The following is a 16258-nucleotide window of genomic DNA, read 5'->3' on the forward strand; positions in this document are numbered from 1 at the left end:
CATCCGCTGGGAAATCCGCGACGACATCCACGAAGCCTTCCTCAGCCTCGCCTGCGCCCTCATCTGCTGGCGCCAACTCCAACGTTAGGAGTTCTAAGAAGGGGCCCTTCCTTACACCTCAAGCACCTCAGGCGCGGGTGCGGTTCACCGCGCTCGTGACCGCCTTGATCGAGGCGGTGACGATGTTGGCGTCCACTCCGACGCCCCACACCGTGCGGCCGTCCACCTCGCACTCCACGTACGCGGCGGCCTGCGCGTCCCCACCGGAGGACAGCGCGTGCTCGTGGTAGTCGAGCACCCGTACCGCCACGCCCAGGGACTGCAACGCGTTGACGTACGCGTCGATCGGGCCGTTGCCGACGGCGGTGAGCGCGCGGGTCTCGCCGCCGAAGCCGACGCGGGCGTCGATCTCGACCTTGCCGTCGACGGTGCCGATCGTGTAGTCGGCCAGCTTCACGGCCGGGTCGACCTGGTGGTCGACCAGGTAGTTGCGGGCGAAGATGTCCCACATCGCGCCCGGCTCGACCTCGCCGCCGTCGTGGTCGGTGACGTGCTGCACCACGCCGGAGAACTCGATCTGGAGGCGGCGCGGCAGGTCGAGCTGGTGCTCGGTCTTCATGATGTACGCGACGCCGCCCTTGCCGGACTGCGAGTTGACCCGGATGACCGCCTCGTACGTGCGGCCCAGGTCCTTCGGGTCGATCGGCAGGTAGGGCACGGCCCAGGTGAAGTCGTCCACCGGCACCCCGGCCGCCGCCGCGTCGGCGTTCAGCGCGGCGAAGCCCTTGTTGATCGCGTCCTGGTGGGAGCCGGAGAACGCGGTGTAGACCAGGTCGCCCGCGTACGGGTGGCGCTCGTGCACCGGCAGCTGGTTGCAGTACTCGACGGCGCGCTTGATCTCGTCGATGTTCGAGAAGTCGATCATCGGGTCGATGCCCTGGGAGAACAGGTTCAGGCCCAGCGTCACCAGGTCGACGTTGCCGGTGCGCTCACCGTTGCCGAACAGGCAGCCCTCGATCCGGTCGGCGCCGGCCAGCAGGCCCAGCTCGGCGGCGGCCACGCCGGTGCCCCGGTCGTTGTGCGGGTGCAGGCTCAGCACCAGGCTGTCCCGCCGGGGCAGGCGCCGGTGCATCCACTCGATCGAGTCGGCGTAGACGTTCGGCATCGCCATCTCGACGGTGGCCGGCAGGTTGATGATCAGCTTGCGGTCCGGGGTCGGGTCGATCACGTCGATGACCGCCGAGCAGACCTCCAGCGCGTACTCCAGCTCGGTGCCCGTGTACGACTCCGGCGAGTACTCGTAGTGGATGTCGGTGTCCGGGGTGTGGATCTCCGCGTACTTCTGGCACAGCCGCGCGCCCTGGGTGGCGATGTCGGTGATGCCGTCGCGGTCCAGCCCGAAGACCACCCGGCGCTGCAGCGTCGAGGTGGAGTTGTAGAAGTGCACGATGGCCCGGCGGGCGCCGCGCAGGGACTCGAAGGTGCGCTCGATCAGGTGCTCCCGGCACTGCGTCAGCACCTGGATGGTGACGTCCTCGGGGATCAGATCCTGCTCGATCAGCTGCCGTACGAAGTCGTAGTCGGTCTGGCTCGCCGACGGGAAGCCGACCTCGATCTCCTTGTAGCCCATCTGCACCAGGAGCTGGAACATCCGCCGCTTACGCTCGGGCGACATCGGGTCGATCAGGGCCTGGTTGCCGTCGCGGAGGTCGACCGCGCACCAGCGGGGCGCGGCCTCGACGCGGCGGGTGGGCCAGGAGCGGTCCGGCAGGTCGACGCCGAACTCCCTGTCGTACGGGACGTAGCGGTGGACCGGCATCCGGCTGGGGCGCTGGCGGGCGAACGGATCGGTGGCGGTGACAGGTTGAGCCATCTCGGAGTGCTCCCTGGAACATGTGGCGTCAGCAGATCGGAAAGGTGTCGGCGGGATGCCGGGCGACGGTGCGCGGCGGTGCCGAGGAGAAGATCGGATGTGCTGGACGGCGCGTAGCGACTCCGCGACGAGGTGCCGGCCGGTCAGGCCTCGTCGCGGCAGCCAAGGAGAAGGTACGCGCGCCACATGACAAGGTCACCCTACGTGGTGGGACGGGTCGTGGGAAGGCTGGTCCGGACTATGGGATCAGAGTCACGGAGCCGGTGGACCTCGGCACGCCCGGTAGCCGGGGGGTCCGCTCCGCCCGGGTCACCGCCGGCACGATCACCAGCCCGACCAGGACGAACAGCGTCGCCGCCGGATACCAGCCCCAGCCGCCGGTGCTCACGCCGAGCGCGGTCAGCCCGGCCGGAGCGACCAGGAACTGCACCTGCGAGCCGAGCCCGAAAGCGCCGACGTACGCGCCGCGCCGGTCGGCGGGCGGCAGCGTGGCGGTGAGTCCCCAGGCGCCCGCCGCCTCGGTCAGCTCCGCCAGGATGAGCAGCATCGCGGCGGCCACCAGCGCCGCCACGGTGAGCCAGCCCCGGGTGACGCCGGAGACCGGCAGGACCACGCAGAACAGGGCGATCAGCAGCGCGCCCCGGCGGGACGCCCGGGCCGCGCCCGGCGCGGTGTCCGCGCCCCGGCTGGCCCGCACCTGGAGCAGCACGATCAGCACGGTGTTGAGCAGGACCAGCGCCGCGATGATCGTCTTCGGCGCGTCGGTACGGGTGAGGATCCACAGCGGCAGCACCGTCAGGTAGAGCGTCTGGTGCGCGGTGAGCAGCCCGGACAGCAGCGCGACGGTCATGAACGGCCGGTCCCGCAGCACCGCGAGCCGGCTCGTCGGCTCCGCCGGGCGGGTCACCTCCGGCAGTCGCGGCAGCCGGTGCACGAAGACGGCTGTCACCAGGAAGACCACGGCGATGAACCAGACCATCCCGCGGTACGCCCAGATCGTGTCGACGGCCAGCACCAGGCCGCTGATCAGCGCGCCGAGGCCGAAGCCGACGTTCATCGAGGAGCGCTGGTAGGCCAGCGCGGTGACCCGTTCCTCCGGCCGCAGCACATTGATCGAGTAGACCTGGCGGGCGCTGCCGAGAGCGGTGCCGGCCACGCCCAGCGCGATCACCACGGCGAGGAACCCGGCGAAGCCGCCGACGAGCGGGTACGCCGCGAAGAGAGCCGCGTCGAGCAGCAGGCAGACGATCCACACCCGCTGCGGGCCGTACCGGTCGGTGAGCCCGCCGAGCGGGACGCTGCCGAGCAGGGACACCCCGGCGGCGAGCGACAGGCCGAGTCCCACCTGGGCCGGGCCGAGTCCCAGCGCCCGGGTGAAGAACACCGCGCTGCCGGCCTTGAACAGGCCGTTGCCGACGGCGTAGACAATGGCCTGTACGGCCAGGGCGCGGGTCAGCCCGGCCGGCGGTACGACGTCGCGGACGGCGGTGCGGATGCTCTCTCGTGCCCCCATGGCCGGTGAGCAGATCGCGCCCCCCACGCATCGGTCGAGCCTTTTAGGCTGGACCGAATCCGGGGGTGCGCATGTCCGAGTTGCGGTTCACTCCGGCCGATGTAGCCGGCGTGCGGTTCGGCGTGTCGCCGGCCAACGAGACGGTCATGAGCATGTGGGCGCTCGCCGACCCGGCCCGCTACCCGGTGCACCTGCGGTGGATCGACAGCGCCCGGACGACGTTGCGCCGCCCGGAGGTGGCCGAGCGGGTCCGTCCGCTCGTCGAGTTGACCCGGCCGCGGCGCTGGCTGCCCGACTTCCTCACCCCGGCGGCCCGGCCCGGGGCGGAGATGGACGGCCAGCTCGACCAGATCGCGTCGACGCCGCCCGACGTGGTGGTCCGGGACCTGCTGGCCACCACCCCGAGGCGGCCGCTGAACCCGTTCGGGCGGGCGTTGCTCGCCGATCCGGCGGGGCTGCTGCCGCAGCTCGTCGAGGCGGTACGGGTCTGGCACGAGGAGGCGATCGCCGCCGACTGGCCGCGGATGCGGGCACTGCTCGACGCCGACGTCGCGTACCGGGCGGCCCAGCTCGCCGAGGGCGGCGCCGGGCAGCTGTTCGAGCGGATCCATCCCAGCCTGCGGTGGCTCGGTGACCGCGTGGTCAGCGACGACCCGTTCGAGCGGGACTTCGACCTGCGCGGGCGGGGCCTGGCGCTGAACCCGAGCGTGTTCACCGACCGGCGGGTGCTGTGGAACCTGCTGGAGGATTCGCTCCCCGCCGGGGCGTACCCGGTGCGGGCGGTCGGGACGCTGTGGGAACGCGGACCCGAACCGGCCGGCGACGCGCTGGCCCGGGTGGTCGGCGGCGGCCGGGCCGCGTTGCTGCGCCTGCTCGACGCGGCGACGACCACCACGGACCTCGCCCGGCTCACCGGGCTGTCCGCCGGGAACGTCTCCCAGCACCTCTCCGCGCTGCACGCCGCCGGTCTCGTCACCCGGCACCGGGCCGGGCGGCACGTGCTCTACCGCAACACCGAGGTCGGTGCCGCGTTGCTCCGCGCGGCCCGGGGCGGCTGAGCGGGACGGGTCACGGCGTGCCCGGGCTCGGGGCGTCCCGGCCCACCGGCTCGCCCTCGGTCACCGCGCCGGCCAGCTCGACGGTGCCCGGCGCGGCGCCCGGCTCGCCGGTCAGCGTCAGGGTGCCGAACCCGGCCCGTACCGCCGCCGGGGTGCCGTCCGCCCGGAAGCAGTAGATGCCCACGTCCAGCGGCGCGTTCAGCGACGCCGAGGTGCTGTCGACCGTGTAGCACGGGCCGTCGGTGCCGGGCAGCGACTCGGCGGGGGAGACCGCGAGCGGCGCACGCCTGTCGGTGAGCACCTCCAGCCAGTCGGTGAACGGGTGCTGCACGCGGGGGTCGAGCCGGCGCGGCACCGCGTCGTCGGCGTCGCCGAGGCGGACGCAGGTCGCCGCCCGGGCCCAGCCGGCCGAGGGCAGCGCGCACTGGAACAGCCCGTCGGAGGTGGCGGCCAGCGAGACGTCCACGGTGCCGGCGTGCCCCCAGCCGGGCACGTCGACCCGCCAGCTCCCGTCGTTCGCGCTGGTGACCGATACCGTGCGGGGCGTGCCCTCGGCGGGCGTGAAGGCGTACGTGGCGGTGAGGTGCCGGTCCTGCGCGGCGGCGGCCAGCCCGGCCAGTTCCTCGCGGGCGGCGTCGACCTGCACCGGGACCGGGTCGGCGGTGCCGGTGGGCGCCGCCTCGGGGTGGGCGCCGCCGCAGGCGGCCAGCAATGCCGGCAGGGTGAGCGCGAGCACGCCGGTCAGCCGGCGGGCCGCACGTCGATGAGCGTGCACCGGGTCATTCTGCGTCGTGAGGGCGGTCGCGGTCAGCCCACCGTACGGCTGTACCGCTTGGCGTGTCGCGTAGTCCCCGGCTCGTGAGCCGCCCCACGCCCGGGCCGGATGGTGGGATCACCCGGCCCGGCGTCGCGGCCCGCCCGATAGGCTGAGGCGGTCTGACACGCGCCGCCGGACCGAGAAACCCGGCGGCGTCGGCACGCTCAGGGTCGTCGCTGGGAGGGAGTGCACGTCGTGGCACTCGTGGTGCAGAAGTACGGCGGGTCCTCCGTCGCCAACGCCGAGCGGATCAAGCGGGTGGCCGAGCGCATCGTGGCCGCGCGCAAGGCCGGCGACGACGTGGTGGTGGTGGTGTCCGCCATGGGCGACACCACCGACGAGCTGCTCGACCTGGCCAACCAGGTCAGCCCGCTGCCGCCGGGCCGCGAGCTGGACATGCTGCTCACCGCCGGGGAGCGGATCTCCATGGCGCTGCTCGCCATGGCCATCCACAACCTGGGGTACGAGGCCCGTTCGTTCACCGGTTCGCAGGCGGGCGTGATCACGACCTCGGTGCACGGCCGGGCCCGGATCATCGACGTGACCCCGGGGCGCCTCAAGGGCGCGCTGGACGAGGGCGCGGTGGTCATCGTGGCCGGCTTCCAGGGCGTCTCGCAGGACACCAAGGACGTGACCACGCTCGGCCGGGGCGGCTCGGACACCACAGCCGTCGCGCTCGCCGCCGCGCTGGAGGCGGACGTCTGCGAGATCTACACCGACGTGGACGGCATCTTCTCGGCCGACCCGCGGATCGTGCCGAACGCCCGGCACATCAAGCAGATCACCTACGAGGAGATGCTGGAACTGGCGGCCTGCGGCGCGAAGGTGCTGCATCTGCGCAGCGTCGAGTACGCGCGGCGCGCGGGCTTGCCGATCCACGTCCGTTCGTCATACTCGACAAACACCGGCACGATGGTCACCGGATCGATGGAGGACCTTCCCGTGGAACAGGCACTGATCACCGGGGTCGCCCACGACCGCAGCGAGGCGAAGATCACGATCGTCGGCGTGCCCGACGAGCCGGGCGCCGCGGCGTCGATCTTCGACACCGTGGCCGGCGCGGAGATCAACATCGACATGATCGTGCAGAACGTGTCCACCGAGGGCACCGGCCGCACGGACATCTCGTTCACGCTGCCCAAGGCCGACGGCCCGACCGCGATGACCGCGCTCAGCAAGATCCAGGAGACGGTCAAGTTCAAGGGCCTGCTCTACGACGACCACGTCGGCAAGGTCTCGCTGATCGGCGCGGGCATGCGCTCGCACCCGGGTGTGGCGGCCGGCTTCTTCGCCGCCCTCGGCGCGGCCGGCGTGAACATCGAGATGATCTCCACCTCGGAGATCCGGGTCTCCGTGGTCTGCCGGGACACCGACCTGGACAAGGCGGTCCGCGCCATCCACGACGCCTTCGAGCTGGGTGGTGACACCGAAGCCGTCGTCTACGCCGGCACCGGGCGGTAACGCGCCGTGGCGTCGCTGCCCACCCTCGCCGTGGTCGGGGCGACAGGTGCCGTCGGTACGGTGATGTGCCAGATCCTCTCCTCCCGGCGCAACGTGTGGGGCGAGATCCGGCTGCTCGCCTCGGAGCGGTCGGCCGGCCGGCGCGTGCAGTGCCGGGGCGAGGAGCTGACCGTCCAGGCGCTCACCGCCGACGCGCTCGACGGCGTCGACGTGGCGATGTTCGACGTACCGGACGAGGTCTCCGCGCAGTGGGCCCCGGTCGCCGTCGCGCGCGGCGCTGTCGTGGTGGACAACTCCGGCGCGTTCCGGATGGACCGCGACGTGCCGCTCGTGGTGCCCGAGATCAACCCTGAGCAGGTACGCAACCGGCCCAAGGGCATCATCGCCAACGCCAACTGCACCACGCTGGCGATGATCGTGGCGGTCGCGCCACTGCACCGCGAGTACGGCCTGCGCGAGCTGGTGCTCGCGTCGTACCAGGCGGTCTCCGGGGCGGGTCAGGCCGGCGTGGACGCGCTGCACCTCCAGCTCGGCAAGATCGCCGGGGATCGGGTGCTCGGTTCCCGCGCCGGTGACGTGCGCCAGGCGGTGGGCGACGAGCTGGGTCCGTTCCCGGCGCCGCTGGCGCTCAACGTCGTGCCGTGGGCGGGGTCGCTGGCCGACGGCGGCTGGTCCTCCGAGGAGATGAAGCTGCGCAACGAGTCGCGCAAGATCCTCGGACTGCCCGACCTCAAGGTCTCCGCCACCTGCGTACGGGTGCCGGTGGTGACCGGTCACTCGGTCGCCGTGCACGCGGTCTTCGCCACCGAGGTGGCCGCCGAGGGCGCCCGTGAGGTGCTGCGCAACGCGCCCGGCGTGATCCTGGTCGACGACCCGGCGGCCGGGGAGTTCCCGATGCCGATCGACGCGGTCGGCACCGACCCGTCGTGGGTGGGCCGGATCCGCCGCGCGGTCGACGACCCCCGCGCCCTGGACCTCTTCGTCACGGGCGACAACCTCCGCAAGGGCGCCGCCCTCAACACGGCCCAGATAGCCGAACTCCTCGCCAAGGACCTGACCCGCCCCTGAGCGGTGTCCGCTCGCCGCGCCCGGTGTCTATGCGTTGTCAGGCGGCGGAGAGGTGGACGCCGTCTCGGCCGTGGCGCTTGACCGCGTACAGGGCCTGGTCGGCTCGGTGCAGGGTGCGTTCGGGGGACTCGCCGGGTCTGGGCAGGGCCACGCCGACGCTGATCGTCCGGCCGGTACGGCGGGCCGCCTCGGTGAGCCGTTCGGCGATCCGGACGGCCTCCTCCGGGCGGCTCACCTCGATCACCGCCACGAACTCGTCGCCGCCGGTCCGGTACAACTCGTCGCCCTGGCGCAGCGCGCCCTCCAGCGCCCGGGCCAGCCCCACCAGCAGCCGGTCGCCGGCCTGGTGGCCGTACGTGTCGTTGACGTCCTTGAACCCGTCCACGTCGATCGCCAGCAGCGCGGTACGCCCCGGCGTGGCGGTGGCGATCCGCTTCCCGAACGGGCCGGTGTGCCGCAGCCCGGTGAGCGGGTCGGAGCTGGCCTGCTCGCGGAGCCGGGCGAGCGTACGCAACCGGTCCAGGCAGGTCCACGCCTGCCCGGCGAGCAGCTCGATCAGGTTGACTGTGGTCGGGTCGGGACGCAGCCGCTGCTCGTCGGCGACCAGCAGCACGCCACCGGCGGCCGGTGTGCCGACCGGCACCGCCACCAGCGTGCGCGCGCCGGCCCGGGTCAGCGGCAGGTACTCCTCGGTGGGCGGGTGGCCCGCCTCGCCCAGCGTGTACGCCGAGCCGTACCGGTGGGCCCGGTCGATCATGCGATCGAGCGCGGCCGGTCCGGCCTCGTCCAGCTCGGCCCGGATTCTTGCCTCCAACTCGCCGGGTGTGCCGGTGGGCGCACCGAGGCGCGGGCCCTGCCGCCCGGTGAGCACCAGCACCGCGGCGGAGAGCGCCGACACGTCCCGGGCCGCGGCGAGCGCGGCGGTCATCAGGTCCCAGTCGGTCGGCGCTGCGGTGAACGCGGCGGCGTGCCGGAGCAGCTTCTCGCTGCGGCTCTCGGCCGGTGGCCCGCCCAGCGCGGCGATCCGCCCGCCGAGGCGGTCGGCCACCAGCTCGGCGGTCTCCCGCCACGCCGTGAGCACTACCGGCTCGCTCCACTGGAGGTCGAGCACCCCGATCGGACGGCCGTCCGGGTCGCGTACCGGCACGCAGAGTTCGGCGGTGACGTCCGGGCGGACCTCGAGGTAGTCGGGGTCGGCGCTGACGTCGGGCACGGCGGCGGTGATGCCGGAGGCGTAGACCCGCCGCACCACCGACGGTTCGGGCCGGTGGCGACCCGGCGGGGTGCCGTCGGCGGTGGCCGGTACGTGCGAGAAGACCTGCCAGGCGCCGGTGGCGGCGACGCAGCGCAGGCGGTCGTGGACGCGGAGCAGGACGGTGGCGGTCGCCGGCGTGTGCCGGGCGAGCGCGGCGACGGTCCACTGGCACGCCTCCGGGACGGTTGACGCCGTGGGGAGGCGCACCGTGACGTCGCGGAGAACTCGCTCGTGATCCACGTCGTTCCTGCTCGGAGGGGGGTCGGGTCGCGATCAAGGGTACTCAGCGCGACCGCCGCCGGCCTTCGTACACATGTGCTATCCACAGGCTGTGGACGCAGCCTGTGGGCGGAATCGGGCCTGCGCGAGGAGGGCGTACGGCGATAGCGTGAGGGCCCGGGCACCCGAGGAGGCCGCCGATGCTCATCGCCCAGCTCAGCGACCCGCATGTGACCACCGGCCCGCTCGCGGCCGATCCGGCGTCCGGGCTGCACCGGGCGCTCGGCGCGGTGCTCGCCCTGCGCCCGCGGCCCGACTGCGTGGTGATCACCGGTGACCTGACCGCCAACGGGCGCCCCGACGAATACCTCGCGCTGCGCGAGATCGTCGGCGCGTTCCCGCTGCCGGTGCACCTGGCGACGGGCAACCACGACGACCGCGAGTCGCTGCTCGACACGTTCGGCGGCACCCCCTACCTGGCCGGTGGCTTCTCGGCGCACTACCACGTCGACCTGCCGGACGCGACGCTCGTGGTGCTCGACTCGCTCACCCCGGGCGGCACCGGCGGCCGGCTCGGCGACGAGCAGCTCGCCTGGCTGGATGGGGTGCTCGCCGGGCGTACCGACGTGCCCGCCGTCGTGTGCCTGCACCATCCGCCGGTCGCGGTGGGCGTACCCGGCATGGACGCCGTCGGGCTCGCCGACGCCGAAGGGCTCGCCGCCGTGGTCGGCCGGCACCCCCATGTCGTACGCGTCACCGCGGGGCACCTGCACCGCCAGGTGACCAGCGCGTTCGCCGGTACGGTGCTGACCGTCGCGCCGAGCACCTGGATCCAGGTGAGCCTGGCCATGACCGACGAGGAGGTGCTCGGCTTCGTCGCCGAGCCGACCGCCTTCCTGCTCCACCTGATCGCCGACGGCGGCTGCGTGACGCACACCGTCCAGGTCAGCCACGCCGCCGGGCGCACCTGCTGGTTCTGACGCCGATGCTCTGGTATGTCGCGTACGGGTCCAATCTGCACGCCGCACGGCTCGACTGGTATCTGCGTGGCGGGTGTCCACCCGGCGGGCTGCGCACGTACCCCGGCTGCCGGGACCGCCGGCCACCGCGCCGGACGGTCCCGGTGCTGATCCCCGGCGGCGTCTACTTCGCCGGGGAGTCGCGGGCCTGGACCGGCGGCATGGCGTTCTACGACCCGCTGCTGCCCGGCCGGGCGGCAGCGCGCGGCTACCTGGTGACCGTCGAGCAGTTCGCGGACATCGCCGCGCAGGAGATGTACCGGCCGCTCGGCGCCGACCTGGCCGGGATCCGCGTGGCGGTCGAGACCGGCCGGGCGAGGCTCGGGCCGGGCCGCTACGAGACGCTGCTGCGCGTCGGTGTCCACGAGGGCCTGCCGATGCTCACGTTCACCGCGCCGCACCGGGCGGTGGAGGTGCCCTGGACCCGGCCCGCACCGGTCTACCTCGGCCTGCTGGCGCGCGGGCTGCGCGAGGCGCACGGATGGGACGCCGCGCGCACCGTCGGCTACCTGGCGGGCCGGCCGGGGGTCGCCGGGCGGTGGACCCGGTCCGCGTTGCGCGCGCTCGTCGGCGCCGCCTACAGCGGACCGCCGGACCGGCCCTCCGGGGCGTCAGTCGAGTTCGGACAGTTTGCTCGATATGCCGGGCCGTCGAAGATGAACGACCGTTCGGTCGGCGATGGGTGTCCGGCAGGAGGTGATTCGGGCGAAGACGGTTGCCAGCGCAAGGAATTCCGCGTGACATGAGCGTCGGCGCCGGCTCCCTGTCCCTGGGAGCCGGCGCCTTCGACGACGGCCGGCGCCGACAGCGTGCGCCGCGCGGAATTTCATCTGACCGTCATGTCCGACTCGTCCGGCAGACCGGTACCCGCCGTCCGAGACAGCGACGATTCCTGATGCCGCCCCGTTCGACCTGGCGGCTGGTGGATGAGAAGCTACCCCGGCGGGGTGGCGTTCCCCCGAGTACCGCTCTCCGCGATCGACACCTGTCACGGCACGGATAAGGGTCGCCGGGCGAACCATCGTCCGGACGCCACATACCTGCATCTCACGAGGAGTTCCATGTCCGTCACCGGGATGCGACGCCGGGCCGCCGTCGGCCTGGCCGCACTCGCCGCGACCGCGTTCACCGCGGTCGCCGTCACCCCCGACCAGGCCGAGGCCCGCCCGAAGCCGGTCGACGTCCAGTTGCTCGCGCTCAACGACTTCCACGGCAACCTGGAGCCGCCGAGCGGGTCCAGCGGCACCATCGACGGTCAGCCGGCCGGTGGTGCGGAATACCTGGCCAGCCACCTGAAGTCGATGCGCGCCGCCGCGAAGCAGCAGGGCAAGGGCACCGTCACCGTCGCCGCCGGTGACCTGATCGGCGCCTCGCCGCTGCTGTCCGCCGCGTTCCACGACGAGCCCACCATCGAGGAGATGAACCTCGCCGGGCTGGAGTTCGCGAGCGTCGGCAACCACGAGTTCGACGAGGGCGCGGCCGAGCTGCTGCGCATGCAGCGCGGTGGCTGCCACCCGGTCGACGGCTGCGCCGACGGCACGCCGTTCGGCGGCGCCAAGTTCACGTACCTCTCGGCGAACGCGTTCAAGACCTCCACCGGCCTGCCGCTGATGCAGCCGTTCGGCATCAAGATCGTCAAGGGTGTCCCGATCGGTTTCATCGGGATGACCCTGGAGGGCACCCCGAACATCGTCAGCCAGCAGGGCGTCGCCGGCCTGCGGTTCACCGACGAGGCCGACACCGCCAACAAGTACGCCAAGATCCTGCGCCTGCTCGGGGTCAAGAGCATCGTCGTGCTGCTGCACGAGGGTGGTGTGCAGAACGGCGGCGGCATCAACGACTGCACCGGGTTCAGCGGCCCGATCGTCGACATCGCCAACCGGATGGACCCGTCGATCGACGTGATCGTCAGCGGGCACACTCACGCCGCGTACAACTGCAACATCAACGGCAAGCTGGTCACCAGCGCCAGCTCGTTCGGCCGCCTGGTCACCCAGATCGACCTGAAGATCGACCCACGTACCCGCGACGTGGTGAGCGCGTCCGCGAACAACGTGGTGGTCACCCGGGACGTGAAGCCGGACCAGCCCTCGACCGACCTGATCAACAGGTACAAGACCGCGCTCGGCCCGGTGGCCGACCGGGTGGTCGGCGAGACCACCGCCGCGATCACCAAGACCCAGGAGAACCTGTACCAGACCGGGGTCGACGTCAACGGCAAGCCGACGTACCAGACCGGTGAGTCGCCGCTGGGCAACCTGATCGCCGACGCCCAGCTCGCCGCCACCGACACCGAGCAGAACGCGGTCGCCGCGTTCATGAACCCCGGTGGCGTACGCGCCGACCTCGACGCCGGCCCGGTCACCTACGCCGAGGCGTTCACCGTGCAGCCGTTCGCCAACAACCTGGTGACGCTCGACCTGACCGGCGCGCAGCTCTACTGCATGCTGGAGCAGCAGTTCACAGTGGCGCGTGTGCTCTACGCGTCCTCGACCGTCAACTACGTCGTGGACGTCAACGGCACCACCGCGCCGGCCGGCACGCCGTGCGCGGGCACCCGGGTGGTCCGGGGCAGCCTGACCATCAACGGCGCCCCGGTGGCGGACACCGCCACCTACCGGGTCACCGTGAACAACTTCCTCGCCGGTGGCGGCGACGGCTTCAGCGTCCTGACCGGCGGCACCAACGCGGTGACCGGCCAGATCGACCTGGACGCCTTCACCGCGTACCTGACCGAGAAGTCGCCGGTCTCCCCGCCGGCGCTGGACCGGATCCGCACGACCACCGAGGTCGCGGCCGGCTGACGGCCGACCGCACCGCCGACGGGCCCCGGAGCGTTCGCTCCGGGGCCCGTTCGCGTGTCAGGCTGCGCGCTTCGTCGCAGGCCGCCGGCTTCGTGTCAGGTCGCCCGCGCGGGCTCGGGCTCCGGCGTCGCGGCGGCCGTCGGACGGCCGTCCTGCGCGGCGGTGAGCAGCGGACGCAGCGACAGCGCGAGCAGCGAGGCGGCCAGGCAGCCGCCCACCACCACCGCCACCCAGACCCGCCCGTCGGCCGCACCGATCAGCGGGCCGGCGGTGACCGGACCGACCACGCCGCTGATCCCGAAGATCATCGAACTCATGGCGTTGTACCGGCCGCGCAACTCGTCCGTGGCCAGCGCGTTCGTGAGCGCCGGCATGACCGGCGACAGCATCGTCTCGCCGAACCCGAAGATCGCCGAGCAGGCCACCACGCCGAGCGCCGCGAGCACCGCGTTGCCGCCGCCCACCACGCCCGCCGCGCCGAGCACCAGCCACGCGCCGGCGAAGACCGCGCCGACTGTGGCGAGTGCCCGGGTGCGGCTGCGTCCCTCCAGCCGCCGGATCACCAGCAACTGCGAGAGCACGATCATGACGGTGTTCGCGGCGAGCGCCCACGCCACCACCCGGGGCGTCACCTCCACCACCCGGACCGAGTACGCCGCGAAGCCCACCTCGATCTGCGCGTACCCGCAGGTGGTGAGCACCAGGCCGAAGAGGACCAGGCGGCGGAACGGCCGGTCCCGCAGCACCGTCAGGTAGCCGCCGGTGCTCCGGCCGGCGGACTTCGCATCCGCGGCCACCGCCGGCCGGCGCCCGACCCGCGGCAGGCTCAGCAGGATCAGCGCCGGGATCAGGTAGCTCACCGCGTCCAGCAGGTAGATCACCTCGAAGGTGAACGGACGGGCCACGTCGACCACCGCGCCGGAGATCAGACCGCCCGTGCCGATACCGAGGTTGAGCAGCGCGAAGTTGAGCCCGAAGACGCGTTGCCGCTCGCCGTCGTCGGTCAGCGACGCCAGGATCGTGTTCTGCCCGGCCCAGATCGCCGAGCTGCCCACGGCGACAAGCGTCATCACGCCGAACGCCGACGCGGTCGAGTCGACGAGCGCCAGCGAGCCGGTGCCGATCGCCTCGATCACCAGGCAGGGCAGCACCACCCGGCGTGCACCGAACCGGTCGATGAACGTGCCGGCCAGCGGCGAGAGCGCCAGCGTGACAGCGCCGAACCAGCCGATCACCAGACCGGCCCGGGTGTCGGTCAGGCCGCGTACGTCGGTGAGGTAGATGAACAGGAACGGCAGGGTGAGGCCGCGCCCGACGGCGGAGAAGAGCGTGCCGAGCAGGATCCGGCGGGCTTCGGGACGGGCGGGCAGGGCGCGGCGCAGCATGGCAGGGATTCTGTTCGGCGGGTACGACGACCGCGACCCGTTTACTCCTTACACCCGCCGTCGCCGGGCCGGAAGGTGAGCGAGCACACGTGCTCTGCCATGCTGACCCGGTGACGACGACCTGGCGGCACCTGCCCGCACCGGCCCGCGAGATCGCCGAGACGGCCACCGACGCGGTGGGCGCCGCGCAGGCCCGCGACACCGAGGCGTACGCCCCGGCCGTCGAGCGGCTGGCCGCCGCCGACCGGGCCGGGCTGGTGCTGGGCGGCGTGGTCCGGCTGCTGCTGGAGGAGGGGCACCCGGACGGGCTGGACGGCGACGACGTACGGCAGGTGCTGGAACAGTGCGTCAGGTCGGCGGCGCCGTGGTGGCCCGACGTCGACCCGCACGTGTTGCTGGTGCTGCTGGCCGGCGCGCTCGGCGTCTACGACCCCGGCGACGACGACAGCCCGCCCGACCCGGCGGCGGTCGCCCGGCACGCGCCGCTGCTCGTGGCCGATCTGCTCGCGGTCACCGGACGGCCGTTCGCCGATTACCTGACCGCCGCGTTCGCCGAGGTGGCGCGCACGGAGACGCACGACTGACGGTTCTGTCGACCCTCCTCTTCGGCGGGCTTGATCACGGCCTGGCCTGTTCACGGCCTGGCGGCTGCCGGCTTACGGGCTGGCGGCCAGGAAGACGAACGCGGCGAGCAGGACCAGGTGCACCCCGCCCTGGAGCACAGTCGCCCGGCCCGGCACGACGGTGAGCACCGCTGTCACGGCGGTCAGCGCCAGCAGCGTCATCTGGGTGCCGCCCAGGCCCAGCACCAGCGGCCCGTCCAGCCAGATCGAGGCGATCGCGATGGCCGGGATGGTCAGGCCGATGCTGGCCATGGCCGAGCCGAGCGCGAGATTGAGGCTGATCTGCACCCGGTCCCGCCGGGCCGCCCGGGCGGCGGCGAGCGTCTCCGGCAGCAGCACCAGCAGCGCGATGACCACGCCGACGAACGCCTGCGGCAGGTTGGCCGCGCTGACCGCCGTCTCGATCGCCGGGGAGATCGTCTTCGCGTCACCGACCACCGCTACCAGCGCCACCACCAGCAGGGCCAGGCTGGCCAGCGCGGTACGCGTGGACGGCGGCTCGGCGTGCCCGTCTCCGGTCTTGTCCTCGGCGAGGATGCTGCCCTCCTGGGTCACCGGGAGGAAGTAGTCGCGGTGCCGGCCGGTCTGCACCATCACGAACAGCAGGTAGAGCGCCAGCGAGGCGACCGCCGCGAAGGCGAGCTGCGCGGGGGAGAACTCCGGCCCCGGCCGGCTGGTGGTGAACGTCGGCACCACCATGCTGAGCGTGGCCAGCGTCGCCACTGTGGCGAGCGCCCCGCCGGTGCCCTCCGGATTGAACACCGCGACCTTTCGCCGCAGCGCGCCGAGCAGCAGCGACAGGCCGAGGATGCCGTTGCAGGTGATCATGACGGCGGCGAAGACGGTGTCCCGCGCCAGCGCCTGCGTCTTGTCGCCGCCGCTGATCATCAGCGTGACGATCAGACCGACTTCGATCACGGTGACAGCCACCGCGAGCACGAGTGACCCGTACGGCTCACCGACCTTGTGCGCGACCACCTCGGCGTGGTGCACAGCGGCGAGCACAGCCGCCGCGAGCAGGGCCGCCACCACGAAGATGAGCGGGCCGGGCAGCTCCCGTCCCCAGGTCATCACGAGCACGAGCACGGCGACCAGGGGCGCGACGGTGGTCCAATCGGTGAGTCGGGATCGGATCATCGGCGGCATGCGGATACTTTGCCAGG

At 72.7% G+C, this 16258-nt stretch carries 13 protein-coding genes; 7 read left to right on the forward strand and 6 right to left on the reverse strand.

Translation table 11 applies throughout. The features are described from left to right. Positions 1-127: 127 nt before the first annotated feature. Both leuA and AB0B20_RS06505 read right to left on the reverse strand, forming a co-directional pair. Positions 128-1873: a 2-isopropylmalate synthase gene (gene leuA / locus AB0B20_RS06500; protein WP_357385337.1), complete on the reverse strand. Its 1746-nt coding sequence runs from the start codon at positions 1871-1873 to the stop codon at positions 128-130. A 238-nt stretch (positions 1874-2111) separates the two neighbouring features. Beyond that, positions 2112-3386, reverse strand: coding sequence for an MFS transporter (locus AB0B20_RS06505; RefSeq protein ID WP_357468699.1), 1275 nt, complete (start codon positions 3384-3386; stop codon positions 2112-2114). Between the two features lie 71 nt (positions 3387-3457). Between AB0B20_RS06505 and AB0B20_RS06510 the strand changes: the two genes are divergently transcribed. After that, positions 3458-4444, forward strand: a complete 987-nt coding sequence (locus AB0B20_RS06510) for a DUF5937 family protein (RefSeq protein ID WP_357468702.1) — start codon at positions 3458-3460, stop codon at positions 4442-4444. A gap of 10 nt (positions 4445-4454) precedes the next feature. Here AB0B20_RS06510 and AB0B20_RS06515 read toward each other — a convergent pair whose 3' ends face one another. Continuing rightward, positions 4455-5219 carry a hypothetical protein gene (locus AB0B20_RS06515; protein WP_357468705.1) on the reverse strand — a complete coding sequence of 255 codons (765 nt, stop codon included), beginning with the start codon at positions 5217-5219 and terminating at the stop codon, positions 4455-4457. Positions 5220-5456: 237 nt separating this feature from the next. On the opposite strand from AB0B20_RS06515, the gene AB0B20_RS06520 reads away from it, so the two are divergent. Together AB0B20_RS06520 and AB0B20_RS06525 are read left to right on the forward strand one after the other, a co-directional pair. Beyond that, positions 5457-6722: an aspartate kinase gene (locus AB0B20_RS06520; protein ID WP_357385345.1), complete on the forward strand. Its 1266-nt coding sequence runs from the start codon at positions 5457-5459 to the stop codon at positions 6720-6722. 6 nt (positions 6723-6728) lie between these two features. Beyond that, entirely contained in the window at positions 6729-7790 is a 1062-nt protein-coding gene (locus AB0B20_RS06525) for an aspartate-semialdehyde dehydrogenase (protein WP_357385347.1), read from the forward strand. A gap of 37 nt (positions 7791-7827) precedes the next feature. Here AB0B20_RS06525 and AB0B20_RS06530 read toward each other — a convergent pair whose 3' ends face one another. Further along, positions 7828-9285, reverse strand: coding sequence for a diguanylate cyclase (locus tag AB0B20_RS06530; RefSeq protein ID WP_357468709.1), 1458 nt, complete (start codon positions 9283-9285; stop codon positions 7828-7830). Between the two features lie 179 nt (positions 9286-9464). On the opposite strand from AB0B20_RS06530, the gene AB0B20_RS06535 reads away from it, so the two are divergent. The 3 genes from AB0B20_RS06535 (at position 9465) to AB0B20_RS06545 (ending at position 13087) form a co-directional block, all read left to right on the forward strand. Next, complete coding sequence (locus tag AB0B20_RS06535; protein WP_357468714.1) at positions 9465-10244, forward strand: phosphodiesterase; 780 nt, start codon at positions 9465-9467, stop codon at positions 10242-10244. Positions 10245-10249: 5 nt separating this feature from the next. Continuing rightward, positions 10250-11029 (forward strand): histone deacetylase, encoded by a 780-nt coding sequence (locus tag AB0B20_RS06540; RefSeq protein ID WP_357385353.1) that lies wholly within the window; start codon positions 10250-10252, stop codon positions 11027-11029. Between the two features lie 315 nt (positions 11030-11344). Beyond that, positions 11345-13087, forward strand: a complete 1743-nt coding sequence (locus AB0B20_RS06545; RefSeq protein ID WP_357468717.1) for a bifunctional metallophosphatase/5'-nucleotidase — start codon at positions 11345-11347, stop codon at positions 13085-13087. Between the two features lie 95 nt (positions 13088-13182). Here the strand turns inward: AB0B20_RS06545 and AB0B20_RS06550 are convergent, their stop codons facing one another. Next, positions 13183-14472: an MFS transporter gene (locus AB0B20_RS06550; RefSeq protein WP_357385357.1), complete on the reverse strand. Its 1290-nt coding sequence runs from the start codon at positions 14470-14472 to the stop codon at positions 13183-13185. Between the two features lie 110 nt (positions 14473-14582). Here AB0B20_RS06550 and AB0B20_RS06555 point away from each other — a divergent pair, with 110 nt between their 5' ends. Next, positions 14583-15056 (forward strand): hypothetical protein, encoded by a 474-nt coding sequence (locus tag AB0B20_RS06555; RefSeq protein WP_357468720.1) that lies wholly within the window; start codon positions 14583-14585, stop codon positions 15054-15056. Positions 15057-15128: 72 nt separating this feature from the next. On the opposite strand, the gene AB0B20_RS06560 is transcribed toward AB0B20_RS06555, so the two are convergent. Beyond that, entirely contained in the window at positions 15129-16232 is a 1104-nt protein-coding gene (locus AB0B20_RS06560; protein ID WP_357468723.1) for an ionic transporter y4hA, read from the reverse strand. Positions 16233-16258 lie beyond the last annotated feature (26 nt).

The organism is Micromonospora sp. NPDC049151 (genome assembly GCF_040648395.1).
Lineage (GTDB): Bacteria > Actinomycetota > Actinomycetes > Mycobacteriales > Micromonosporaceae > Micromonospora.